The sequence below is a fragment of the Sphingobium sp. RS1 genome, from assembly GCF_056156825.1.
In genome coordinates, this window is record NZ_JBLZXE010000002.1 from 2,930,045 (window position 1) to 2,950,236 (window position 20,192).

Annotated in this window: 30 protein-coding genes; 29 read left to right on the top strand and 1 reads right to left on the bottom strand. The window is 62.2% G+C overall.

What is annotated here, in order from left to right:
• Positions 1–400: 400 nt before the first annotated feature.
• The 29 genes from rpsL to ACNHGR_RS16270 all read left to right on the top strand — a co-directional run bounded on the left by rpsL (position 401) and on the right by ACNHGR_RS16270 (position 19,353).
• On the top strand, positions 401–772 hold the full coding sequence (gene rpsL / locus ACNHGR_RS16130) for a 30S ribosomal protein S12 (protein WP_004208728.1): 372 nt from the start codon (positions 401–403) through the stop codon (positions 770–772).
• A gap of 13 nt (positions 773–785) precedes the next feature.
• A complete protein-coding gene (gene rpsG, locus ACNHGR_RS16135) occupies positions 786–1,256 on the top strand; it encodes a 30S ribosomal protein S7 (RefSeq protein ID WP_184269396.1) in 471 nt (156 codons plus the stop codon).
• Positions 1,257–1,418: 162 nt separating this feature from the next.
• On the top strand, positions 1,419–3,512 hold the full coding sequence (gene fusA / locus ACNHGR_RS16140; protein WP_184269398.1) for an elongation factor G: 2,094 nt from the start codon (positions 1,419–1,421) through the stop codon (positions 3,510–3,512).
• Positions 3,513–3,648: 136 nt separating this feature from the next.
• Positions 3,649–4,839 carry an elongation factor Tu gene (gene tuf / locus ACNHGR_RS16145; RefSeq protein WP_184269400.1) on the top strand — a complete coding sequence of 397 codons (1,191 nt, stop codon included), beginning with the start codon at positions 3,649–3,651 and terminating at the stop codon, positions 4,837–4,839.
• A 207-nt stretch (positions 4,840–5,046) separates the two neighbouring features.
• Positions 5,047–5,355: a 30S ribosomal protein S10 gene (gene rpsJ, locus ACNHGR_RS16150; protein ID WP_007686587.1), complete on the top strand. Its 309-nt coding sequence runs from the start codon at positions 5,047–5,049 to the stop codon at positions 5,353–5,355.
• A gap of 286 nt (positions 5,356–5,641) precedes the next feature.
• Positions 5,642–6,391: a 50S ribosomal protein L3 gene (rplC, locus tag ACNHGR_RS16155; RefSeq protein ID WP_184269402.1), complete on the top strand. Its 750-nt coding sequence runs from the start codon at positions 5,642–5,644 to the stop codon at positions 6,389–6,391.
• A gap of 2 nt (positions 6,392–6,393) precedes the next feature.
• Positions 6,394–7,017, top strand: a complete 624-nt coding sequence (rplD, locus tag ACNHGR_RS16160) for a 50S ribosomal protein L4 (protein WP_184269404.1) — start codon at positions 6,394–6,396, stop codon at positions 7,015–7,017.
• Positions 7,010–7,324 (top strand): 50S ribosomal protein L23, encoded by a 315-nt coding sequence (locus ACNHGR_RS16165; RefSeq protein ID WP_184269406.1) that lies wholly within the window; start codon positions 7,010–7,012, stop codon positions 7,322–7,324. The genes rplD and ACNHGR_RS16165 overlap by 8 nt, the downstream gene beginning before the upstream one ends.
• Positions 7,325–7,335: 11 nt before the next feature.
• Positions 7,336–8,172, top strand: a complete 837-nt coding sequence (rplB, locus tag ACNHGR_RS16170; protein WP_184269408.1) for a 50S ribosomal protein L2 — start codon at positions 7,336–7,338, stop codon at positions 8,170–8,172.
• A 5-nt stretch (positions 8,173–8,177) separates the two neighbouring features.
• The gene (rpsS, locus tag ACNHGR_RS16175; protein ID WP_184269410.1) at positions 8,178–8,456 is read left to right on the top strand and encodes a 30S ribosomal protein S19; all 279 of its coding nucleotides are present in this window, start codon (positions 8,178–8,180) and stop codon (positions 8,454–8,456) included.
• Positions 8,456–8,842, top strand: coding sequence for a 50S ribosomal protein L22 (gene rplV, locus ACNHGR_RS16180; RefSeq protein WP_184269412.1), 387 nt, complete (start codon positions 8,456–8,458; stop codon positions 8,840–8,842). Before rpsS ends, rplV begins: the two co-directional genes overlap by 1 nt.
• Before the next feature lie 4 nt (positions 8,843–8,846).
• Positions 8,847–9,542 carry a 30S ribosomal protein S3 gene (rpsC, locus tag ACNHGR_RS16185; protein WP_475287409.1) on the top strand — a complete coding sequence of 232 codons (696 nt, stop codon included), beginning with the start codon at positions 8,847–8,849 and terminating at the stop codon, positions 9,540–9,542.
• Between the two features lie 21 nt (positions 9,543–9,563).
• Positions 9,564–9,995: a 50S ribosomal protein L16 gene (gene rplP, locus ACNHGR_RS16190; protein WP_007686573.1), complete on the top strand. Its 432-nt coding sequence runs from the start codon at positions 9,564–9,566 to the stop codon at positions 9,993–9,995.
• A 3-nt stretch (positions 9,996–9,998) separates the two neighbouring features.
• Positions 9,999–10,202 (top strand): 50S ribosomal protein L29, encoded by a 204-nt coding sequence (gene rpmC, locus ACNHGR_RS16195; protein ID WP_184269416.1) that lies wholly within the window; start codon positions 9,999–10,001, stop codon positions 10,200–10,202.
• Positions 10,203–10,215: 13 nt separating this feature from the next.
• On the top strand, positions 10,216–10,479 hold the full coding sequence (gene rpsQ / locus ACNHGR_RS16200; RefSeq protein ID WP_006960320.1) for a 30S ribosomal protein S17: 264 nt from the start codon (positions 10,216–10,218) through the stop codon (positions 10,477–10,479).
• Positions 10,480–10,646: 167 nt separating this feature from the next.
• Complete coding sequence (gene rplN, locus ACNHGR_RS16205) at positions 10,647–11,015, top strand: 50S ribosomal protein L14 (RefSeq protein WP_056691686.1); 369 nt, start codon at positions 10,647–10,649, stop codon at positions 11,013–11,015.
• Positions 11,015–11,326 (top strand): 50S ribosomal protein L24, encoded by a 312-nt coding sequence (gene rplX / locus ACNHGR_RS16210; RefSeq protein WP_475287412.1) that lies wholly within the window; start codon positions 11,015–11,017, stop codon positions 11,324–11,326. The genes rplN and rplX overlap by 1 nt, the downstream gene beginning before the upstream one ends.
• Entirely contained in the window at positions 11,326–11,898 is a 573-nt protein-coding gene (rplE, locus tag ACNHGR_RS16215; protein WP_475287413.1) for a 50S ribosomal protein L5, read from the top strand. Before rplX ends, rplE begins: the two co-directional genes overlap by 1 nt.
• Before the next feature lie 52 nt (positions 11,899–11,950).
• A complete protein-coding gene (rpsN, locus tag ACNHGR_RS16220; RefSeq protein WP_007707881.1) occupies positions 11,951–12,256 on the top strand; it encodes a 30S ribosomal protein S14 in 306 nt (101 codons plus the stop codon).
• Between the two features lie 12 nt (positions 12,257–12,268).
• Positions 12,269–12,664, top strand: coding sequence for a 30S ribosomal protein S8 (rpsH, locus tag ACNHGR_RS16225; protein WP_184269420.1), 396 nt, complete (start codon positions 12,269–12,271; stop codon positions 12,662–12,664).
• Positions 12,664–13,197 (top strand): 50S ribosomal protein L6, encoded by a 534-nt coding sequence (gene rplF / locus ACNHGR_RS16230; protein WP_475287415.1) that lies wholly within the window; start codon positions 12,664–12,666, stop codon positions 13,195–13,197. The genes rpsH and rplF overlap by 1 nt, the downstream gene beginning before the upstream one ends.
• A 1-nt stretch (position 13,198) precedes the next feature.
• Entirely contained in the window at positions 13,199–13,564 is a 366-nt protein-coding gene (gene rplR / locus ACNHGR_RS16235) for a 50S ribosomal protein L18 (protein WP_184269423.1), read from the top strand.
• A gap of 2 nt (positions 13,565–13,566) precedes the next feature.
• Positions 13,567–14,283 carry a 30S ribosomal protein S5 gene (rpsE, locus tag ACNHGR_RS16240; protein WP_184269425.1) on the top strand — a complete coding sequence of 239 codons (717 nt, stop codon included), beginning with the start codon at positions 13,567–13,569 and terminating at the stop codon, positions 14,281–14,283.
• 5 nt (positions 14,284–14,288) lie between these two features.
• Positions 14,289–14,468 (top strand): 50S ribosomal protein L30, encoded by a 180-nt coding sequence (gene rpmD / locus ACNHGR_RS16245; protein ID WP_056691667.1) that lies wholly within the window; start codon positions 14,289–14,291, stop codon positions 14,466–14,468.
• Between the two features lie 364 nt (positions 14,469–14,832).
• Positions 14,833–15,372 carry a 50S ribosomal protein L15 gene (rplO, locus tag ACNHGR_RS16250; protein ID WP_184269427.1) on the top strand — a complete coding sequence of 180 codons (540 nt, stop codon included), beginning with the start codon at positions 14,833–14,835 and terminating at the stop codon, positions 15,370–15,372.
• A 192-nt stretch (positions 15,373–15,564) separates the two neighbouring features.
• Positions 15,565–16,929 carry a preprotein translocase subunit SecY gene (gene secY / locus ACNHGR_RS16255; protein ID WP_184269429.1) on the top strand — a complete coding sequence of 455 codons (1,365 nt, stop codon included), beginning with the start codon at positions 15,565–15,567 and terminating at the stop codon, positions 16,927–16,929.
• Positions 16,930–16,982: 53 nt separating this feature from the next.
• Positions 16,983–17,639, top strand: a complete 657-nt coding sequence (locus ACNHGR_RS16260) for an adenylate kinase (protein ID WP_184269431.1) — start codon at positions 16,983–16,985, stop codon at positions 17,637–17,639.
• Between the two features lie 34 nt (positions 17,640–17,673).
• Positions 17,674–18,204 (top strand): SRPBCC family protein, encoded by a 531-nt coding sequence (locus ACNHGR_RS16265; protein WP_475287417.1) that lies wholly within the window; start codon positions 17,674–17,676, stop codon positions 18,202–18,204.
• Positions 18,205–18,309: 105 nt separating this feature from the next.
• A complete protein-coding gene (locus tag ACNHGR_RS16270; RefSeq protein WP_475287418.1) occupies positions 18,310–19,353 on the top strand; it encodes an acyltransferase family protein in 1,044 nt (347 codons plus the stop codon).
• A gap of 57 nt (positions 19,354–19,410) precedes the next feature.
• Here the strand turns inward: ACNHGR_RS16270 and ACNHGR_RS16275 are convergent, their stop codons facing one another.
• A complete protein-coding gene (locus ACNHGR_RS16275) occupies positions 19,411–20,181 on the bottom strand; it encodes a CsgG/HfaB family protein (protein WP_184269437.1) in 771 nt (256 codons plus the stop codon).
• Positions 20,182–20,192: the final 11 nt, after the last annotated feature.

The following is a 20,192-nucleotide window of genomic DNA, read 5'->3' on the forward strand; positions in this document are numbered from 1 at the left end:
TCGTGACGAGTCGAAGGTCCAATGGGACGAAACGAAGATTCGGCACGCCGGTTCCGTACGGATGACGGAATTTTTCACTTCTCCGTCATATTTTGTCAGCGTTGGATGCCGTCCTTTTCAACGGCGGACACGGTGGTCGGGGGCGTCCGGCCGCCTTGCTTGACCGGATCGGCGCGCATCGCTATAGGCGCGGCTGCCCAGCGGCCCGGACGTGCGGAGACTCGCTCTCTTTCCGTCCTTTCCGTCGGGCACTTTTTAGAGCTGAACATTGCCGGGTGCTCTTGCGGCTCCAGGGGGCTTATGCCCACCGGGGCCTTTGCTGTTTGGAGGAATCTTGCCTCCCGACAGTGCAAAACGCGGGGACGTCCAGGTAAAGTAACTGAAAAAGGTGAAGGGCTTCATGCCAACAATCAACCAGCTGGTCCGCAAGGGCCGCGAGCTGCAGAAGACCAAGTCCAAGGTCCCTGCAATGGATGCGAACCCGCAGAAGCGCGGCGTTTGCACCCGCGTCTACACGACGACCCCGAAGAAGCCGAACTCGGCTCTCCGTAAGGTGGCGAAGGTGCGTCTGGTCAACCAGCGCGAAGTCATCACCTACATTCCGGGTGAAGGCCACAACCTTCAGGAGCACAGCGTTGTGCTGATCCGCGGCGGCCGCGTACGCGACCTTCCCGGTGTGCGTTACCACGTGCTGCGCGGCGTTCTGGATACCCAGGGCGTCAAGGACCGTAAGCAGAGCCGTTCGAAGTACGGCGCGAAGCGTCCGAAGTAAGGGAGACTAGAATATGTCACGTCGTCGTCGCCCCGAAAAGCGCATCATCCTGCCCGATCCCAAGTTCGGTGATATCGTGCTGTCGAAGTTCATGAACAGCATCATGCAGGACGGCAAGAAGGCCGTTGCCGAATCGATCGTCTATGGTGCCCTCGACACTGTCGAGACCCGCGCCAAGAAGGACCCGATCGGTCTGTTCCATGATGCGCTGAACAATGTGAAGCCCGGCATCGAAGTCCGCAGCCGCCGTGTCGGCGGTGCGACCTACCAGGTTCCTGTCGAAGTTCGTCCCGAACGTTCGCAGGCTCTGGCGATCCGCTGGCTGATCACCGCCGCGCGCAACCGCAGCGAAACCACGATGGCCGCGCGCCTGTCGGGTGAACTGCTGGATGCCGCCAACAACCGCGGCAATGCCGTGAAGAAGCGCGAAGATACGCACCGCATGGCGGAAGCGAACCGCGCCTTCTCGCACTACCGCTGGTAATAGACAGGCGGGCGCCGTCATCGGTGCCCGTTTCGTCATTCGGCACTCAAAATCGGTCCGTTCGCCGGGGGTATCTACCCATGGCGAACGGATTGGTTTAGGGGCCACGCCCAGAATTCACGAATCCCCTCACCGCCGGTGCGCCGGCAACGGAGAAGCATCATGGCCCGCAGCCATCCGCTCGAACATTATCGTAACTTCGGTATCATGGCGCATATCGACGCCGGCAAGACCACCACGACCGAGCGTATCCTTTATTACACCGGCAAGTCCTACAAGATCGGCGAAGTCCATGACGGCGCCGCCACGATGGACTGGATGGAGCAGGAGCAGGAGCGTGGTATCACCATCACGTCGGCTGCGACGACCTGCGTGTGGAAGGCGGCTGAGGGCAAGGGCCCCGAGCATCGCCTGAACATCATCGACACCCCCGGCCACGTCGACTTCACCATCGAAGTCGAACGTTCGCTGCGCGTGCTCGACGGTGCGGTTGCCGCGTTCGACGGCGTTGCCGGCGTTGAGCCGCAGTCGGAAACCGTGTGGCGCCAGGCGGACAAGTACAAGGTTCCGCGGATGTGCTTCATCAACAAGCTCGACCGTACCGGCGCCAACTTCTATTATTGCGTGCAGACGATCATCGACCGTCTGGGCGCCGTCCCGGCTGTCCTCTATCTGCCCATCGGCGCGGAAGCGGACTTCAAGGGCCTGGTCGACCTGGTCGAAAATCGTGCGATCATCTGGAAGGATGAAAGCCTGGGCGCCGAATTCTCCTATGAAGAGATTCCGGCCGACCTGGCTGACAAGGCTGCCGAATATCGCGAAAAGCTGATCGAACTCGCCGTCGAACAGGACGACGAGGCGATGGAAGCCTATCTGGAAGGCAATCTGCCCGACACCGCGACCCTCAAGAAGCTGATCCGCAAGGGTACGCTGGGTCAGGCCTTCGTGCCGGTGCTGTGCGGTTCGGCGTTCAAGAACAAGGGCGTTCAGCCCCTGCTCGACGCGGTCGTCGACTATCTGCCTTCGCCGCTCGACATTCCCGACGTCCAGGGCATCAACCCGGATTCGGAAGAGCCTGACAGCCGTGCGACCGCGGACGACGCGCCCTTCTCGGGCCTGGCGTTCAAGATCATGAACGATCCCTTCGTCGGCTCGCTGACCTTCCTGCGCGTTTATTCGGGTACCCTGACCAAGGGCACCTATCTGAACTCGGTCAAGGACAAGAAGGAAAAGATCGGCCGTATGCTCCTGATGCATGCGAACAGCCGTGAAGACATCGATGCGGCCTATGCCGGCGACATCGTCGCGCTGGCCGGCATGAAGGAAACCACCACCGGTGATACGCTGTGCGCCGAGCGCCAGCCGATCATTCTGGAACGGATGGAATTCCCCGAGCCGGTCATCGAACTGTCGGTGGAACCCAAGACCAAGGCCGACCAGGAAAAGATGGGCGTCGCGCTCAATCGTCTGGCCGCCGAAGATCCCTCGTTCCGCGTCTCGACCGATCACGAATCGGGCCAGACCATCATCAAGGGCATGGGCGAACTTCACCTCGAAATCCTGGTCGACCGCATGAAGCGCGAGTTCAAGGTCGAGGCGAATGTCGGTGCGCCGCAGGTGGCCTATCGCGAATATCTCAAGAAGGCCGTCGACGTCGACTATACCCACAAGAAGCAGTCGGGCGGCACCGGCCAGTTCGGCCGCATCAAGGTGAAGCTGACGCCGGGTGAACGCGGCGCGGGCATCATCTTCAAGGATGAGATCAAGGGCGGTAACATTCCGAAGGAATATATCCCCGCCATTGAAAAGGGCATGCGCGAAACGGCGGCCACCGGCTCGCTCATCGGCTTCCCGATCATCGACTTCGAAATCAACCTGTATGACGGTGCCTATCATGACGTCGACTCGTCGGCGCTGGCATTCGAAATCACCGGTCGCGCAGCGATGCGTGAAGCGGCGCAGAAGGCAGGCATCACCCTGCTGGAGCCGGTCATGAAGGTTGAAGTCGTAACCCCGGAAGAATATCTGGGTGACGTCATCGGCGACATGAACAGCCGCCGTGGCCAGATCCAGGGCACCGACACGCGTGGTAACGCGCAGATCGTCGAGGCCATGGTGCCGCTGGCGAACATGTTCGGTTACGTGAACTCGCTGCGTTCCTTCACCCAGGGCCGTGCGAACTACTCGATGACCTTCTCGCATTATGACGAAGTGCCGCAGAATGTTGCGGACGAAGTCAAGGCGAAGATGGCCTGATGAGTTTCTCTGGCCGAGCCGTGCAAGCGGCTCGGTTAGGGGCTGGTAATCTGTGAATTTGCTGCTATGGACGCGCCTTCGCGAGGCGCGGCCGAGCGGTCAGACCAAAGCTGATTTGATTAGAAGGTAGGATAAAATGGCTAAGGCTAAGTTTGAGCGGAACAAGCCGCACTGCAACATCGGCACCATCGGTCACGTTGACCATGGCAAGACCTCGCTGACCGCAGCGATCACCAAGGTGCTGGCCGAAACCGGCGGCGCGACCTTCGTTGACTATGCCAACATCGACAAGGCTCCCGAAGAGCGCGAGCGCGGCATCACCATTTCGACCGCCCACGTCGAATATGAAACCGAAGCCCGTCACTACGCGCACGTCGACTGCCCGGGTCACGCTGACTACGTCAAGAACATGATCACCGGTGCGGCCCAGATGGACGGCGCCATCCTCGTCGTTTCGGCCACCGACGGCCCGATGCCGCAGACCCGCGAGCACATCCTGCTCGCCCGCCAGGTCGGCGTGCCGCAGCTCGTCGTGTTCATGAACAAGGTTGACCTCGTCGACGACGCGGAAATCCTCGAGCTGGTCGAGCTGGAAATCCGCGAACTGCTGAGCAGCTACGACTTCGACGGCGACAACATCCCCGTCATCGCCGGTTCGGCTGCCGCTGCCCTTCAGGACAAGACCCCTGAAATCGGCCACGACGCCGTTCTGAAGCTGATGCAGGCTGTCGACAGCTTCATCCCGCAGCCGGAGCGTCCGGTTGACAAGGCGTTCCTGATGCCGATCGAAGACGTGTTCTCGATCTCGGGTCGCGGCACCGTCGTCACCGGCCGTGTCGAAACCGGCATCATCAAGGTTGGTGAAGAAGTCGAAATCGTTGGCCTGAAGGCCACCGCCAAGACCACCGTCACCGGCGTGGAAATGTTCCGCAAGCTGCTCGACGAAGGTCGTGCAGGCGACAACATCGGCGCCCTGGTTCGTGGCACGAAGCGTGAAGAAGTTGAGCGTGGTCAGGTTCTGGCCAAGCCCGGCACCATCACCCCGCACACCGAATTCGACGCCGAAGTGTACGTGCTGTCGAAGGAAGAAGGCGGCCGTCACACCCCGTTCTTCGCGAACTATCGCCCGCAGTTCTACTTCCGCACCACCGACGTGACCGGCGAAGTGATCCTGCCTGAAGGCACCGAAATGGTCATGCCTGGCGACAACGTGAAGCTCGGCATCAAGCTGATCGCCCCGATCGCCATGGATCCGGGTCTGCGCTTCGCCATCCGTGAAGGCGGTCGTACCGTCGGCGCAGGGGTTGTCGGCACGATCTCGAAGTAATATAGGACCGCAGCGGCGCGAATCGCCTGATTCGCGCCGCTGAGGATTTTAACCGCCCCGGATCGCCTTTCTCCGGCTCGCACGAGCTAGAAGGGCATTTGCGGGGCGGATATTTTTTGGTTGGCGCATTTTTGAAAATCATCGGCTGCTCCGGCTGATTTTCACAAGCGCGCTGCGTTTTGGCTCTTTCGCATCGGTACAGGAACTATGGACAGCAACATCCGCATTCGTCTAAAGGCGTTCGATCATCGCGTGCTCGATCAGGCGACCGGCGACATCGCCGACACCGCCCGCCGCACCGGCGCCCTTATCCGCGGTCCGATTCCCCTTCCGACGCGCATCGAAAAGTTCACGGTCAACCGTGGTCCGCACATCGACAAGAAGTCGCGCGAGCAGTTCGAGGTCCGCACCTACAAGCGTATGCTTGACATTGTGCAGCCGACGCCGCAGACGGTCGACGCGCTGATGAAGCTGGACCTGGCTGCCGGCGTGAACGTCGAGATCAAGCTGGCTTAAGCCGGCAAGTCCCTGCCTTCCTTTGGAGGGCAGGGTATCGGGTATTCTGCCTCTCCCTTTTGGATGAGGCGGAAGCTCACACGACACAGGGATACCGCACGGCCTCTCCGGTAAACCGGAAAGGCGCGTGGTTCTGGTCCTCCGTCGCCTTTCCCTGGCGGGATCGGCATCCAACCCGGACGGGGTGATCTATATTTTGGGTTGGGCCGCGAAGCAGAGATGCCGAGCGGTTTTTTCGTTGGATACGCCCGCTGCTAAGGCGGGCCTCTATGTGGAGTAACAAGTGATGCGCACTGGCGTGATCGCAAAGAAAGTCGGGATGACCCGTCTGTTCCAGGAGGACGGACGTCATATTCCCGTTACGGTTCTGGCCCTCGAGGGCAATCAGGTCGTGGCACGCAAGGATGTCGACAGCGATGGCTATGTGGCCGTCCAGCTCGGTGCCGGCGTTGCCAAGGTGAAGAATGTCGCCAAGCCGCAGCGTGGCCATTTCGCCAAGGCCGAAGTCGAGCCGAAGGCTCGCCTGGTCGAATTCCGCGTCGCCGAGGATGCACTCCTCGACGTCGGCGCCGAAATCGCCGCTGACCATTTCATCGCCGGCCAGCTGGTCGACGTTGCAGGGCACACCCAGGGTAAGGGTTTTGCCGGTGCCATGAAGCGCTGGGGCTTCGGCGGTATGCGCGCCACGCACGGCGTGTCGATCAGCCACCGTGCCCATGGTTCGACGGGTAACCGCCAGGATCCGGGTCGCGTCTTCAAGAACAAGAAGATGGCCGGCCACATGGGTGACCGCGAGCGTACGCAGCAGAATCTCGAAATCGTCCGCACGGACGTCGAGCGCGGGCTGCTGTTCGTCAAGGGTTCGGTTCCGGGCGCCAAGGGCACCTGGCTGACCGTCAGCGACGCCGTCAAGGTGAAGCGCCCGGCCGACGCGCCGTACCCGGCCAGCCTGAAGGCTGCCGCCAACAGCAACACCGCTGCCGAGACGCCTGCTGAAGCAGCCGCTCCCGAAGCGACCGAAGGCCAGGAGGGCTAATCATGAAGGTCAATGTACAGACCCTCGACGCGCAGGCCGCCGGCGAACTGGAGCTGAATGACGACGTGTTCGGTCTGGAACCGCGCGCCGACATCCTGCACCGCGTCGTCACCTGGCAGCTCGAAAAGCGTCGTGGCACCGCCCGCGGTACCCGCGAGCGTTCCGACGTCGCCCGTACCGGCAAGAAGTTCGGTCGCCAGAAGGGCGGCGGTACCGCTCGTCACGGCGATCGCCGCGCACCCGTCTTCATCGGCGGTGGTAAGGCTCACGGTGCCCGCGTCCGCGACTTCAACCCCTCGCTGAACAAGAAGGTTCGCGCGCTGGGTCTGAAGATGGCGCTGTCCTCGAAGGTGAAGGCCGGCACGCTGACGATCATCGACAGCCTGGACGTTGCCGAAGGCAAGACCAAGGCGCTGGTCGCCAACCTGGCCAAGCTGAACCTGAACAAGGTGCTGTTCATCGACGGCGACGCCGTGAACGTCAGCTTCGCAAAGGCTTCGGCCAACATCATCGGCGTGGACCTGCTCCCTGCCGTTGGCGCCAACGTCTACGACATCCTGAAGGCCGACTCGCTGGTGCTCACCCGCGCCGCGGTCGAAAAGCTGGAGGCCCGTTTCAATGGCTAAGAAAGAAGCCGCGGTCGTCGCCAACCGTCATTATGACGTTGTTGTCGCCCCGCACATCACCGAGAAGTCGACTCTTCTCAGCGAAAACAATGCCGTGGTTTTCAAGGTTGCGGGCGATGCGTCCAAGCCGGAAATCAAGGCTGCCGTTGAAGCCCTGTTCGGCGTGACCGTGAAGGCGGTCAACACGCTGGTGCAGAAGGGCAAGGTCAAGCGCTGGAAGGGCAAGCCCTACAAGCGCAACGACGTCAAGAAGGCGATTGTCACGCTGGCCGAAGGTCAGTCGATCGACATCACCACCGGTATCTGAGGGCAGGATAGATGGCACTCAAGCACTATAACCCGACGAGCCCGGCCCAGCGTGGCCTGATCCTCGTCGACAAGTCCAGCCTGCACAAGGGCAAGCCCGTCAAGGCGCTGACCGAAGGCAAGCGCAAGACCGGTGGTCGTAACAACAAGGGTCATGTGACCTCGCGTGGTATCGGTGGCGGTCATAAGCAGCGCTATCGTATCATCGACTTCAAGCGTCGCTTGTGGGATGTCGAAGGTACGGTCGAGCGTCTGGAATATGACCCCAACCGCACCGCCTTCATCGCGCTGGTGAACTATCCCGACGGGTCGCAGGCCTATATCATCGCGCCGCAGCGTCTTGCCCCCGGTGACAAGGTCATCGCCGGCAAGAAGACCGACGTGAAGCCGGGCAACGCGATGGAACTGGGTCAGATGCCGGTCGGCACGATCATCCACAACATCGAAATGAAGCCGGGCAAGGGCGCGCAGCTCTGCCGTTCGGCAGGTACCTACGCCCAGCTGGTCGGTCGCGACCGTGGCATGGTCATGGTGCGTCTGTCGTCGGGTGAGCAGCGCTACATCCGTTCGGACTGCATGGGCACCGTTGGTGCCGTGTCGAACCCCGACAATGGCAATACCAATCTTGCCAAGGCTGGCCGCAACCGTTGGAACGGCATCCGTCCTCTGACGCGCGGTGTTGCGAAGAACCCGGTCGATCACCCGCATGGTGGTGGTGAAGGCCGGACCTCGGGCGGCCGTCATCCGGTCACCCCCTGGGGCAAGCCGACCAAGGGTGCACGCACCCGTCACAACAAGGCGACGGACAAGTTCATCATCCGTAGCCGCCACGCGAAGAAGAAGAGGTAAGCGAGATGGCTCGTTCCGTCTGGAAAGGTCCGTTCGTGGACCTCAGCCTTCTGAAGAAGGCGGAAGCCGCGCAGGATTCCAATGGCCGCTCTGGTCCGATCAAGACCTGGTCGCGCCGTTCGACCATCCTGCCGCAGTTCGTCGGTCTGACGTTCAACGTCTATAACGGCCGCAAGCATGTTCCGGTCTCCGTGAACGAGGAAATGGTGGGTCACAAGCTGGGCGAATTCGCCCCGACCCGCTTCTTCCCCGGCCACGCCGCCGACAAGAAGGGCAAGCGCTAATGAGCAAGCCTAAGGCACCCCGTCGCGTCGCCGACAATGAGGCTCTGGCCGTCGGCACGCAGATCCGCGGTTCGGCCCAGAAGCTGAACCTGGTTGCTACGCTGATCCGTGGCCGCAAGGTCGAAGACGCGCTGAACATCCTGACCTTCTCGAAGAAGGCCATGGCTGTCGACGTGCGCAAGGTGCTGGCTTCGGCCATCGCCAACGCGGAAAACAACCATAATCTCGACGTCGACTCGCTGGTCGTCGCGGAAGCATCGGTGGGCAAGAGCTTCACCCTGAAGCGCTTCCACGCTCGTGGCCGCGGCAAGTCGACCCGTATCCTCAAGCCCTTCAGCCGCGTGCGTATCGTCGTGCGTGAAGCTGGCGAAGAAGCGGAGGCGTAAGCACATGGGTCACAAGAGCAATCCGATCGGTCTGCGTCTCCAGATCAACCGTACCTGGGACAGCCGCTGGTTCGCCGAAGGCGCCGACTATGGTCGCCTGCTGCTGGAAGATCTCAAGATCCGCCAGTTCATCTTCAAGAACCTGCCGCAGGCAGCGATCTCGAAGGTGGTCATCGAGCGTCCGGCCAAGCTGTGCCGCGTGTCGATCTATGCCGCCCGTCCGGGCGTCATCATCGGCAAGAAGGGTGCGGACATCGAAAAGCTGCGTCGTAAGCTCGGCGCGCTGACCTCGTCCGACGTGTCGCTGAACATCGTCGAAATCCGCAAGCCGGAAGTCGATTCCAAGCTCGTCGCTCAGGGCATCGCCGACCAGCTGGAACGCCGCGTTGCTTTCCGTCGCGCCATGAAGCGTGCGGTGCAGTCGGCTCTGCGTCTCGGCGCCGAAGGCATCAAGATCACCTGCGGCGGCCGTCTGGGCGGCGCAGAGATCGCGCGTGTCGAATGGTATCGTGAAGGCCGCGTTCCGCTGCACACGCTGCGTGCGAACGTCGACTATGCCGAAGCCACGGCACACACCGCCTATGGCGTGTGCGGCATCAAGGTCTGGATCTTCAAGGGCGAAATCCTTGGTCATGATCCGATGGCCACCGACCGGCTGATGCTGGAGGCTCAGACCTCCGGCGTGCGCCCGGCGCGCTGAAGATAAGAAGGTAATAGCGTCATGCTGCAACCGAAGAAAATGAAGTTCCGCAAGACCTTCAAGGGTCGGATCAAGGGCGATGCCAAGGGTGGCTCGGCTTTGAACTTCGGCGCCTATGGTCTGAAGGCTCTGGAACCCGAGCGCGTTACCGCACGCCAGATCGAAGCGGCCCGCCGCGCGATCCAGCGTCACCTTCGCCGTCAGGGCCGTCTGTGGATCCGCGTGTTCCCCGACGTGCCGGTTTCGAAGAAGCCTGCCGAAGTCCGTCAGGGTAAGGGTAAGGGTTCGGTCGAATATTGGGCTGCTCGCGTCAAGCCGGGCCGCATCCTGTTCGAACTGGACGGCGTACCCGGTCCGCTCGCAGCAGAGGCCTTCTCGCGCGCCGCGATGAAGCTGCCCATCAAGACGAAGGTCGTTGCCCGCCTCGGCGACACCTCGCACCTGGAGGGTTAAGCCGTGGCAAACGTCGCAGACCTCAAGACCAAGACGGACGACGAACTGTCGACCGAACTCAACAACCTGAAGCGTGAGCAGTTCAATCTGCGCTTCCAGGCGGCCACCAACCAGCTGGAAAAGCCCAGCCGCGTGAAGGAAGTCCGTCGGTCGATCGCTCAGATCAAGACCCTGCAGACCGAGCGTACCCGCTCGGCTGCGAAGTAAAGGAAACTACACGATGCCCAAGCGCGTGCTGACGGGAACGGTGGTTTCCGACAAGACCGACAAGACGGTGGTGGTTCGTGTGGAGCGCAAGGTTAAGCATGCGCTCTACGGCAAGATCATCCGCCGTTCGAAGAAGTACCATGCCCATGACGAGGGCAATGTCTACAAGGAAGGCGAAACGGTCCGAATCGAAGAGACCGCTCCGATTTCCAAGCTCAAGACCTGGAAGGTCATCGAGCGCGTGGACACCCACAAGTCGCCGGAAACGGCCGCTTAAGGGCGGGCTCGCTGAGCCTTAGGTGAAAAATGCGGCGCGGGGCTGGCCTTTTCCTTCGGAAAGGGTTACAGGCCCGCGCTTCGCGTAGAGTCACCGGGCTCTAGGCAGATGAATTCGGAACCGCCGGGAATTGTCCCGGTAGGCCAAATAAGAAGGAACCGGATCCAATGATCCAGATGCAATCCAATCTTGACGTCGCTGACAACAGCGGCGCCAAGCGCGTCCAGTGCATCAAGGTGCTGGGCGGCTCGAAGCGTCGCTTCGCTGGCGTGGGCGACATCATCGTCGTCTCGATCAAGGAAGCTGCGCCTCGTGGTAAGGTGAAGAAGGGTGACGTGCATCGCGCCGTCATCGTGCGTACCGCCAAGGATATCCGCCGTGCAGACGGTTCGGTCATCCGTTTCGACGGCAACGCCGCTGTGCTCATCAACAAGAACGAGGAGCCGATCGGCACCCGTATCTTTGGCCCCGTGGTTCGTGAACTGCGCGCCAAGAAGCACATGAAGATCATCAGCCTTGCTCCCGAGGTGCTGTAATGAGCGCTGCTAAGATCAAGAAGGGCGACAAGGTCGTCATCCTGGCTGGCAAGGACAAGGGCCGTACCGGCGCCGTCCTCCAGGTGATGCCGAAGGACGACAAGGTCCTGGTGGAAGGCATCAACGTGCATGCGAAGCATCGCAAGCCCGACCAGGCGAACCCGCAGGGTGGCATCGAGCGCAAGCCTGCGCCGCTCCACATTTCGAACGTCGCTGTCGCCGACAAGGATGGCAAGCCGACCCGCGTCCGTTTCGAGGATCGCGACGGCAAGAAGGTCCGCGTCGCCGTCAAGTCCGGTGAGGTGCTGTAATGGCCGAGAAGTTTACGCCGCGCTCGAAGGCGCAGTATGACGCCGAAATCGTCAAGGCGATGACCGAGAAGTTCGGTTACACAAACGTCATGGAAATCCCCCGGATCGAAAAGATCACGCTCAACATGGGCGTGGGCGAAGCGACCCAGGACAAGAAGAAGGTCACCTCGGCCGCCGAAGAGATGGAACTGATCGCTGGTCAGAAGCCCGTCATCACCAAGGCGAAGAAGTCGATCGCGCAGTTCAAGCTGCGTGAAGGCATGCCGATCGGTGCGAAGGTCACGCTGCGTCGTGAACGCATGTACGAGTTCGTTGATCGCCTGATCAACATCGCTCTGCCTCGCGTGCGCGACTTCCGTGGTCTCAACCCGAAGAGCTTCGATGGCCGTGGCAACTATGCCTTCGGTATCAAGGAGCAGATCATCTTCCCGGAGATCAGCTATGACCGCGTCGACAAGGTGCGCGGCATGGACATCATCGTGACCACCTCGGCGAAGACGGACGATGAAGCGCGCGAACTGCTGCGCCTCTTCGGCTTCCCCTTCCCGATTGAAGAGAAGCAGGCGGCCTAATTTAGGTCCCGCTTCTCTCCCAACGCTTAAGCTAAGGAAGAGAACTTAAGTCATGGCGAAACTGAGTTCGATCAACAAGAACGAGCGCCGCAAGAAGCTGGTGAAGAAATATGCCGGCCGCTATGCGAAGCTCAAGGCGATCGCGAATGATACCGCGGCCGATGACAGCGATCGTCTGATCGCGCGTCTGAAGATGGCGGAGATCCCCCGCAACGGCAATCCGACCCGCGTTCGGAACCGCTGCGAACTGACGGGGCGTCCCCGCGCTTACTACCGCAAATTCCGCCTCTGCCGCGTGCAGCTGCGTGATCTGGCCAACAAGGGCCTGATCCCCGGCGTCACCAAGTCGAGCTGGTAAGGATCATTTGAGATGGCATTGACCGATCCCCTGGGTGATATGCTCACCCGCATCCGCAACGGGCAGCAGGCGAAGAAGGACAGCGTTGTGTCCCCCGCTTCCAAGCTGCGCGCCCGCGTGCTCGACGTGCTGCAGCGCGAAGGCTACATCCGTGGCTATTCCGAAGAAGTCCTGGGTAACCACCCGGGTCTGCGCATCGAGCTGAAATATTTCGAAGGTCAGCCGGCGATCAAGCATGTCGCCCGCGTGTCCAAGCCTGGCCGCCGCGTTTACTCGGGTTCCAAGGAACTGCCGGTGATCCGCAATGGCCTTGGCATCACCATTGTCTCGACGCCTCGCGGCGTTCTGTCCGACGCCGAAGCGCGTGAACAGAATGTCGGCGGCGAAGTGCTGGCGGAGGTGTTCTGATGAGCCGCACTGGCAAGAAGCCGGTCACTGTGCCTTCGGGCGTGACCGCGTCCATCGCCGACGGTCAGCTGTCGGTGAAGGGCCCCAAGGGCACCCTGTCGCTGCCGCTGGCTGACGAAGTCACCTACAGCATCGAAGACGGTGTGATCGCGGTGAAGCCTGCCAATGACAGCAAGCGCGCACGCGCTTTCTGGGGCATGCAGCGTACCCTGGTCGCCAACCTCGTCACTGGCGTGACCGAAGGTTACACCAAGAAGCTGCTGATCACCGGCGTCGGTTATCGCGCGGATTCGAAGGGCAAGGTTCTGAACCTGAAGCTCGGCTATTCGCATGATGTCGACTTCGAGATCCCCGAAGGTATCGAGATCAAGACCCCGGATAACACCACGGTCGAGATCAGCGGCATCGACAAGCAGAAGGTGGGTCAGGTTGCTGCCGAGATCCGCCGCTGGCGCAAGCCCGAACCCTATAAGGGCAAGGGTATCAAGTACGCCGGCGAGTTCATCTTCCGCAAGGAAGGGAAGAAGAAGTAAGATGGCAAAGCTTTCCCTCTTCGCGCGGCGTCGTCGCCGCGTTCGCACCGCGCTCAAGGCTGTTTCGGGCACCCGCCCGCGCCTCAGCGTCCACCGTTCGGGCCGTCACATCTACGCCCAGGTCATCGACGATGCGCAGGGCAAGACCGTTGCCGCCGCGTCGACCCTGGACAAGGAAGTCGGTTCGAAGGCTCTGGGCAAGACCGGCGCCTCCGCTGAAGCTGCGGCTGATGTCGGCAAGCGCGTCGCCGCTGCGGCGACCGCCGCTGGCGTCACCCAGGTCGTGTTCGACCGTGGTGGCTTCCTGTTCCATGGCCGCGTCAAGGCGCTGGCCGATGCGGCCCGTGAAGCCGGGCTGGAGTTCTGATCATGGCTGACGAAAACACCAACGAAGTCGTCGCACCCGTCGAGGGTGGCGAAGGCGCACCGACCGAAGGTCGTGGTCCCGGCCGTGGCCGTGGCAACCGTGGCGGTGGCGATCGCAACCGTGGCGAGCGTGGCGGCCGTGGTCGTCGCGACGACCGTCGCGGCAACCGCGACGAGGAGCAGGGCGAAGAGCTGATCGAGAAGCTGGTTCACATCAACCGCGTCTCGAAGACCGTCAAGGGCGGTAAGCGCTTCGGTTTCGCTGCTCTGGTCGTCGTCGGCGATGGCAAGGGCCGTGCGGGCTTCGGCCATGGCAAGGCCCGCGAAGTGCCTGAAGCCATCAGCAAGGCGACTGCCGCTGCCAAGAAGGCAATGGTTCGCGTTCCGCTGAAGGAAGGCCGCACCCTGCATCATGACGGCCTGGGCCACTTCGGTGCCGGCAAGGTGACTGTCCGTTCGGCTCCGGCCGGTACGGGTATCATCGCCGGTGGTCCGATGCGCGCCGTGTTCGAAAGCCTCGGCGTCGCGGACGTCGTGACCAAGTCGAACGGCACGTCGAACCCCTACAACATGATCCGTGCGACCTTCGCGGCTCTGGTCGAACAGACCAGCCCGAAGTCGGTGGCGCAGCGTCGTGGCAAGAAGGTCGCCGACCTTCTGCGTCGCGGTGGTGCCTCGGCTGACGTCGCGCAGGCTGATGCCGAAGCGATTGCGGAGTAACTGACATGGCGAAGATCAAGATCAAGCAGATCGGTTCGCCGATCCGTCGTCCCGCCGACCAGAAGAAGATTCTGATCGGCCTGGGCCTTGGCAAGATGAACCGCGTGGTGGAACTGGAAGACACGGCGGAAGTCCGCGGTGCCATCAAGAAGCTGCCCCACATGGTTGCAGTGGTCGAAGGCTAAGCCTTTCCACTTCTGACAAAACAGCAAAGGGCCGATTCGCGCAGGCGAATCGGCCCTTTCTGCGTTCAGGGGCGTGAGGGAAGGGGACTGCTGTCCTACATGGCGCGTACAGGATATTGTGGCCTTGCCTCCGTTCGCTTCGAGCGAAGTCGAGAAGCGGCGAAGGCAACCCAAGTCTTTGAAACATAGTTTTCAACATTGGATACGAAATGTCGGAACAAGCGAGAAATGTGCGAAGTTAACCGGTCATCGCCTGCCATCGCCGCGCAGGGGCATCCGCCGCTTTAGGGGGTGACAAGCATCCTGCATCCCGCTATGGGCGCCGCTCCCATTCAGCGCGAACCAAGCGAAAGCGAGTGCACACATGACTTTCAAGCTCAACGACATCAATGACAATGCCGGCGCCCGCAAGGGCCGCATGCGCGTAGGCCGCGGCATCGGCTCGGGCAAGGGCAAGACCGCCGGTCGCGGTCAGAAGGGTGCCAAGGCGCGTTCGGGCGTCAGCATCAACGGCTTCGAGGGTGGCCAGATGCCGCTCCACATGCGCATCCCGAAGCGCGGCTTCAACAACATCTTCGCGAACGACTATGCGATCGTGAACCTGGGCGCCGTGCAGAAGGCGATCGACGCCGGCAAGCTGGATGCAAACGCGACCATCGACCAGGCCGCTCTGAACGCCGCCAACCTGACCCGCGGTGGCAAGGACGGCGTCCGTCTGCTCGCCAAGGGTGAACTGACCGCCAAGGTCAGCTTCCTGGTGGCCGGCGCGTCGAAGAGCGCCGTCGAAGCCGTCGAAAAGGCCGGTGGCAAGGTCGACGTGATCGAAGTCGTTCCGGCTGCCGACAAGGCGAAGGCCAAGAAGGGCACCGCCCTGGCCGCCAAGAAGGCCGCTGCGAAGGCCTGATTTCGGTCTGACAGTCTTGCAAGCATGACCCCGCTGCCCGATATGGGTCGGCGGGGTCTTGTGCATCGGGGGACGCTGTTTGCCGCATGGGCGGTGATTCCCGGTTCGACAGCGCCCCAAGCCCCCGCTAAGGGGGTTCCGATTCCGGCCCGGACTTCCATCCGGGCATGAGTGATTTGAAGGGCAGCCACCATGGCATCGAGAGCCGACCAGCTCGCATCCAATCTCAGCCTCGCGAAGTTCAGCCAGGCGACCGACCTCAAGAAGCGCCTGTGGTTCACGCTGGGCGCCTTGATCGTGTTCCGTTTCCTCAGCTTTGTGCCGCTGCCCGGCGTCGATCCGACCGCCCTGTCGCAGCTGTACAGCCAGACCAACGGCGGCATCCTCGACATCTTCAACACCTTCTCGGGTGGGTCGCTGTCGCGCATGAGCCTGATCGCGCTGGGCGTCATGCCTTATATTACCGCGTCGATCGTGGTGCAGCTCGCTTCCAGCCTTTCGCCGCAGCTCGCGGCGATCAAGAAGGAAGGCGAAAGCGGCCGCAAGAAGATGAACCAGTGGACCCGCTATGGCACTGTCGGCCTGACCGCGGTGCAGGGCTATTTCATCGCCGTGGGCCTGGAGGGCTTTGGTGCCCAGCAGGGCATGCAGGCGGTGATCGAGCCGGGCCTGCTGTTCCGCCTGACCGCCGTCGTCTCGCTGATCGGTGGCACCATGTTCCTGATGTGGCTGGGTGAGCAGATCACCTCGCGTGGGATCGGCAACGGCGTTTCGCTCATCATCATGGCGGGCATCGTCGCCCAGCTGCCGGTGACGCTCAGCAACCTGTTCAAGTCGGGCAGCGAAGGCTCGATCTCCGGCCTGCTGATCTTCCTGGTCATGGTGATGGCCGTCGGCCTCATACTTTTGATCTGCTTCATGGAGCGCGCCCAGCGCCGCGTCCTGATCCAGTATCCCAAGCGGCAAACGCGACAGGGATTGATGCAGGCGGACCGCAGCCATTTGCCGCTCAAGGTCAACACCGCCGGCGTCATCCCGCCGATCTTTGCGTCGTCGCTGCTGCTGATGCCGCTGACCATCTCGCAATTCGCGGGTCAGACCGTCGCGGGTGAAAGCAAGTGGGGCGACTTCGTCCTGACGCTGAACCAGTATCTGTCGCATGGCAGCCCGGTCTATATGGGCCTTTACGGCCTCGGCATCGTCTTCTTCTGCTTCTTCTACACCGCCGTGGTGTTCAATCCGGAAGAGACGGCTGACAATCTCAAGCGCAATGGCGGCTTCATCCCTGGCATCCGTCCGGGCAAGAATACCGAAAATTATCTGGATTATGTGCTGACGCGCATCACCGTCATCGGCGCGGCCTATCTGGCCTTCATCTGCCTGGTGCCGGAATTCGCCATCGCGCGGGCGGGCATTCCCTTCTACCTTGGTGGGACTAGCCTGCTGATCGTCGTCAATGTTACGGTCGACACCGTGACCCAGATTCAGAGCCATCTGCTCGCCCATCAATATGGCGATCTGATCAAGAAGGCGAAGCTCAAGGGTCGACTGCGCTGAGGGGCGTTTCGAGACTCTGATTACAGCGCAACGAACAGGGGAGTATGCGCGCAATGAATATCATTCTGCTTGGCCCTCCGGGGGCCGGCAAGGGCACCCAGGCGACCCGTCTGGTTGACGATCGTGGCATGGTGCAGCTGTCGACAGGGGACATGCTCCGCGCGGCGGTGAAGGCCGGCACGCCGGTCGGCCTTCAGGCCAAGGCGCTGATGGAATCGGGCGCGCTGGTGCCCGACGAAGTGGTGTCGGGTATCATCGGCGAGGCGCTCGACGCGCTGGCACCGGATACCGGCGTGATCTTCGACGGCTATCCCCGGACGGAGGCGCAGGCTCATTCGCTCGACACGATCCTCACCGACCGCAACCGCACGCTCGACCATGTGATCGAACTGGAAGTGGACGAGGATGCGCTGGTCGAGCGCATCACCGGTCGTTTCACCTGCGCCAGCTGTGGCGCGGGCTATCATGACAGCTTCAAGCAGCCCAAGGTCGAAGGCGAGTGCGACAAGTGCCATGGGCATGAGTTCAAGCGCCGGCCCGACGACAACGAGGAAACGGTGCGCACGCGCATGGCCGAATATCGCGCCAAGACCGCGCCGATCCTGCCGATCTACGAAGCGCGCGGCATCGTGTCGCGCGTGGACGGCATGGCGGATATGAGCGACGTGACCGTCGCCATCGCCGCCATCTTGGACGGCAACGCGGCCTGAGCTAATCTCCCTGCCCGAACCGGGGAGGGATGATGTGCGCATGATCGGACTATTGGCATGGGCTGGTGCGGCGATGGCTGCGCCGGCCCATGCTGCTGTTACGGCCAGCAGTGATGCGGGCTTCGTGACCGAAAGCAGCGTGGAGATCGCGGCCGATGCCGCCGGCGTCTATGCGCTGATGATCCAGCCGGGTCGCTGGTGGAGCGATGCGCACAGCTATAGCGGCGATTCGGCGAACATGACGATCGACGCGCGGGCGGGCGGTTGCTTCTGCGAGGCGCTGCCGGCGGCGCAGGGATCGGTCGAACATGCGCGAGTGGTTCAGGCCATGCCGGGTAAGCGGCTGCGTCTGTCGGGCGCGCTGGGGCCGTTACAGGCGGAAGCCGTGGTCGGCACGCTGGACCTCACGATCACGCCGGCGGGGAAGGGCGTGAAGGTGGCGATAACCTATGTGGTCGGGGGCTATCTGCGCGGGGGTGCCGCTGCGATCGCGCCTGTCGTGGATCAGGTGCTGGCTGAACAGTTGCAGGGCCTGAAGCGCGCGGCCGAAACGGGACCGTCCTGAACCGGCACATCGCCGGAAAGACAGCAGCAAAGAAAAAGCGCGGCAGAAGGCCACGTTAACCACGATCATAACGGATTCGTTGCTCCGTTGTTGCTATGAGGCGGCATGGTTGGAGCAAAGCCTTCCCGTGGCCGTCTGACGGAATTGGATGCCCTGCGCGGGATCGGCGCGCTGTGCGTGCTGATCTTCCATTATTCCACCCGCTTCCATGAACTGTTCCCGCAGGCCAGCCATGTGCCCTTCAGCTTTCCGGGCGGCAATTATCGGGTGCTGCTGTTCTTCACCATTTCGGGCTTCGCCATCTTCTTCACGCTCGATCGCATCCGCACCGTCGCGGACTTCGTGGTCAATCGCTTCGCGCGCCTTTATCCCGCCTATCTGGTGGCGATGCTGCTGACGCTGTCGATCGAATATCTGGCCCATGCGACGCAATTGCTGATCGGCCCGGTCGACATCCTGGCCAATTTCACGATGTTGCAGGGCTTTGCCTTCATACCGGAAGTGGACGGCGCCTATTGGACGCTGACGGTGGAGATCGCCTTCTATTTCTGCATGATCGCCATGTGGAAATTCTTCGGCATCCGCCGTCTGGAGCCGCTTCTGGTCCTGTGGCTGGCGGCGCGCTGGCTATACTGGCTGTGGCCCGACATGCCCGAACGGATCGTGATGCTGCTGGTGCTGCGCTACACGCCCTTCTTCGTCATCGGCATGCTGGCCTATCGTGTCTGGTCGGGGCAGCGGACGCTGGGGCAGCAGGCGCCCTATGCGGCGCTTGCGCTGCTGTCGATCGCGACCATGGAGACATGGGACGTGGCGATCGTCGGCTGCGTGCTGGTGGTTAGCTTCGTGGCGCTGATCCACGGCCATCTGCGCTTCCTCAGCCTGCGCCCGCTCGTGTGGCTGGGCGGGATCAGCTACAGCTTTTACCTGATCCACCAGCATGTCGGCTTCGTCGTGATGCTGGAGTTCGCCAAGGCGGGCTACAGTCCCTGGATCGGCTTTGCCGCCGCCTTTCTGGTCGCGCTGACGCTGGGGACGGCGATCAACCGGGTGGTGGAGCGCCCGGCGGGGGAGGCGATCATCGCCTGGTGGAAGCGGCGGCGCGAGGTGCAACCGGTGCCGACGGACGTGGCGCCCAGCCAGGGCTGACAGCAAAAGGGCGCCGCCGTCGCCGGCCGCGCCCTTTCCTGTTTCGATCAATGCGCGTTATTGGGCGACGGGCGCCGCAGCGGCTGCATTTTCAGGCAGGCCGCCCATCTGCGTCACCATCTTCGTATAGGCGTCGAGGTAGGCGAGGACGATGACCTGGCCGATCGCGGTATTCTGGTAGCCGCCACCGCCCACAGCGGCGAGGCCGCCCATCCAGCCAAGGCCGCCGCCACCGCCGAAGCTGAGGTCCGACTTGCGGAAATAGCCCTCGGCCATCACTTCTTCTTCGGTGGTGCGGGCGTTGACCACGGAGAGCATGACATTGGCCTCGCTCTTCTTGACCGAGATGCCGCCAGCCAGCGCGCCGAGCGTACGTCCGCCCAGGAAGCCGCCGACCAGACCGCCGATGGCGTTGCCGCCGCTATTATTGTTGGTGGTCACGATGTCGGGCTGGATGAAATAGTCCGCCGCCTTGACCTGACCCTTGCCCAGGTTCGATCCGGCCTGCAATTCGCCCGAATCCGCCATGGCGCGTTCCATGTTGCGGCTGGCCATCGAGCGGCCACGGTTGACGATGCCGAAGCAGCCGGACTGCTGCACGAACAGCTTGATGATCGCTTCGGGGCTGCCCAGGTTCAGCTCACGCCACCACTGATTGTCCGGTTCCACGATCGCGACGGTGCCGAGGCGCTTGGTGCAGCGCGGGATTTCCATCTGCTTCTTGGTCTGGGCCTGGCGGCCCGACGAACCCTTGTCCGCCGCCATCGCCTGCGGTGCGACCATGGCCAGGCAGACAGCCGCCGCGGTCAGCTTCTTCATTGCACGCATTTCAAGAACCC

Bases quoted from the DNA above. Each gene is read 5' to 3' on its own strand.
- rpsL (WP_004208728.1), top strand. From the start codon at position 401: ATGCCAACAATCAACCAGCTGGTCCGCAAGGGCCGCGAGCTGCAGAAG.
- rpsG (WP_184269396.1), top strand. From the start codon at position 786: ATGTCACGTCGTCGTCGCCCCGAAAAGCGCATCATCCTGCCCGATCCC.
- fusA (WP_184269398.1), top strand. From the start codon at position 1,419: ATGGCCCGCAGCCATCCGCTCGAACATTATCGTAACTTCGGTATCATG.
- tuf (WP_184269400.1), top strand. From the start codon at position 3,649: ATGGCTAAGGCTAAGTTTGAGCGGAACAAGCCGCACTGCAACATCGGC.
- rpsJ (WP_007686587.1), top strand. From the start codon at position 5,047: ATGGACAGCAACATCCGCATTCGTCTAAAGGCGTTCGATCATCGCGTG.
- rplC (WP_184269402.1), top strand. From the start codon at position 5,642: ATGCGCACTGGCGTGATCGCAAAGAAAGTCGGGATGACCCGTCTGTTC.
- rplD (WP_184269404.1), top strand. From the start codon at position 6,394: ATGAAGGTCAATGTACAGACCCTCGACGCGCAGGCCGCCGGCGAACTG.
- ACNHGR_RS16165 (WP_184269406.1), top strand. From the start codon at position 7,010: ATGGCTAAGAAAGAAGCCGCGGTCGTCGCCAACCGTCATTATGACGTT.
- rplB (WP_184269408.1), top strand. From the start codon at position 7,336: ATGGCACTCAAGCACTATAACCCGACGAGCCCGGCCCAGCGTGGCCTG.
- rpsS (WP_184269410.1), top strand. From the start codon at position 8,178: ATGGCTCGTTCCGTCTGGAAAGGTCCGTTCGTGGACCTCAGCCTTCTG.
- rplV (WP_184269412.1), top strand. From the start codon at position 8,456: ATGAGCAAGCCTAAGGCACCCCGTCGCGTCGCCGACAATGAGGCTCTG.
- rpsC (WP_475287409.1), top strand. From the start codon at position 8,847: ATGGGTCACAAGAGCAATCCGATCGGTCTGCGTCTCCAGATCAACCGT.
- rplP (WP_007686573.1), top strand. From the start codon at position 9,564: ATGCTGCAACCGAAGAAAATGAAGTTCCGCAAGACCTTCAAGGGTCGG.
- rpsQ (WP_006960320.1), top strand. From the start codon at position 10,216: ATGCCCAAGCGCGTGCTGACGGGAACGGTGGTTTCCGACAAGACCGAC.
- rplN (WP_056691686.1), top strand. From the start codon at position 10,647: ATGATCCAGATGCAATCCAATCTTGACGTCGCTGACAACAGCGGCGCC.
- rplX (WP_475287412.1), top strand. From the start codon at position 11,015: ATGAGCGCTGCTAAGATCAAGAAGGGCGACAAGGTCGTCATCCTGGCT.
- rplE (WP_475287413.1), top strand. From the start codon at position 11,326: ATGGCCGAGAAGTTTACGCCGCGCTCGAAGGCGCAGTATGACGCCGAA.
- rpsN (WP_007707881.1), top strand. From the start codon at position 11,951: ATGGCGAAACTGAGTTCGATCAACAAGAACGAGCGCCGCAAGAAGCTG.
- rpsH (WP_184269420.1), top strand. From the start codon at position 12,269: ATGGCATTGACCGATCCCCTGGGTGATATGCTCACCCGCATCCGCAAC.
- rplF (WP_475287415.1), top strand. From the start codon at position 12,664: ATGAGCCGCACTGGCAAGAAGCCGGTCACTGTGCCTTCGGGCGTGACC.
- rplR (WP_184269423.1), top strand. From the start codon at position 13,199: ATGGCAAAGCTTTCCCTCTTCGCGCGGCGTCGTCGCCGCGTTCGCACC.
- rpsE (WP_184269425.1), top strand. From the start codon at position 13,567: ATGGCTGACGAAAACACCAACGAAGTCGTCGCACCCGTCGAGGGTGGC.
- rpmD (WP_056691667.1), top strand. From the start codon at position 14,289: ATGGCGAAGATCAAGATCAAGCAGATCGGTTCGCCGATCCGTCGTCCC.
- rplO (WP_184269427.1), top strand. From the start codon at position 14,833: ATGACTTTCAAGCTCAACGACATCAATGACAATGCCGGCGCCCGCAAG.
- secY (WP_184269429.1), top strand. From the start codon at position 15,565: ATGGCATCGAGAGCCGACCAGCTCGCATCCAATCTCAGCCTCGCGAAG.
- ACNHGR_RS16260 (WP_184269431.1), top strand. From the start codon at position 16,983: ATGAATATCATTCTGCTTGGCCCTCCGGGGGCCGGCAAGGGCACCCAG.
- ACNHGR_RS16270 (WP_475287418.1), top strand. From the start codon at position 18,310: ATGGTTGGAGCAAAGCCTTCCCGTGGCCGTCTGACGGAATTGGATGCC.
- ACNHGR_RS16275 (WP_184269437.1), bottom strand. From the start codon at position 20,181: ATGCGTGCAATGAAGAAGCTGACCGCGGCGGCTGTCTGCCTGGCCATG.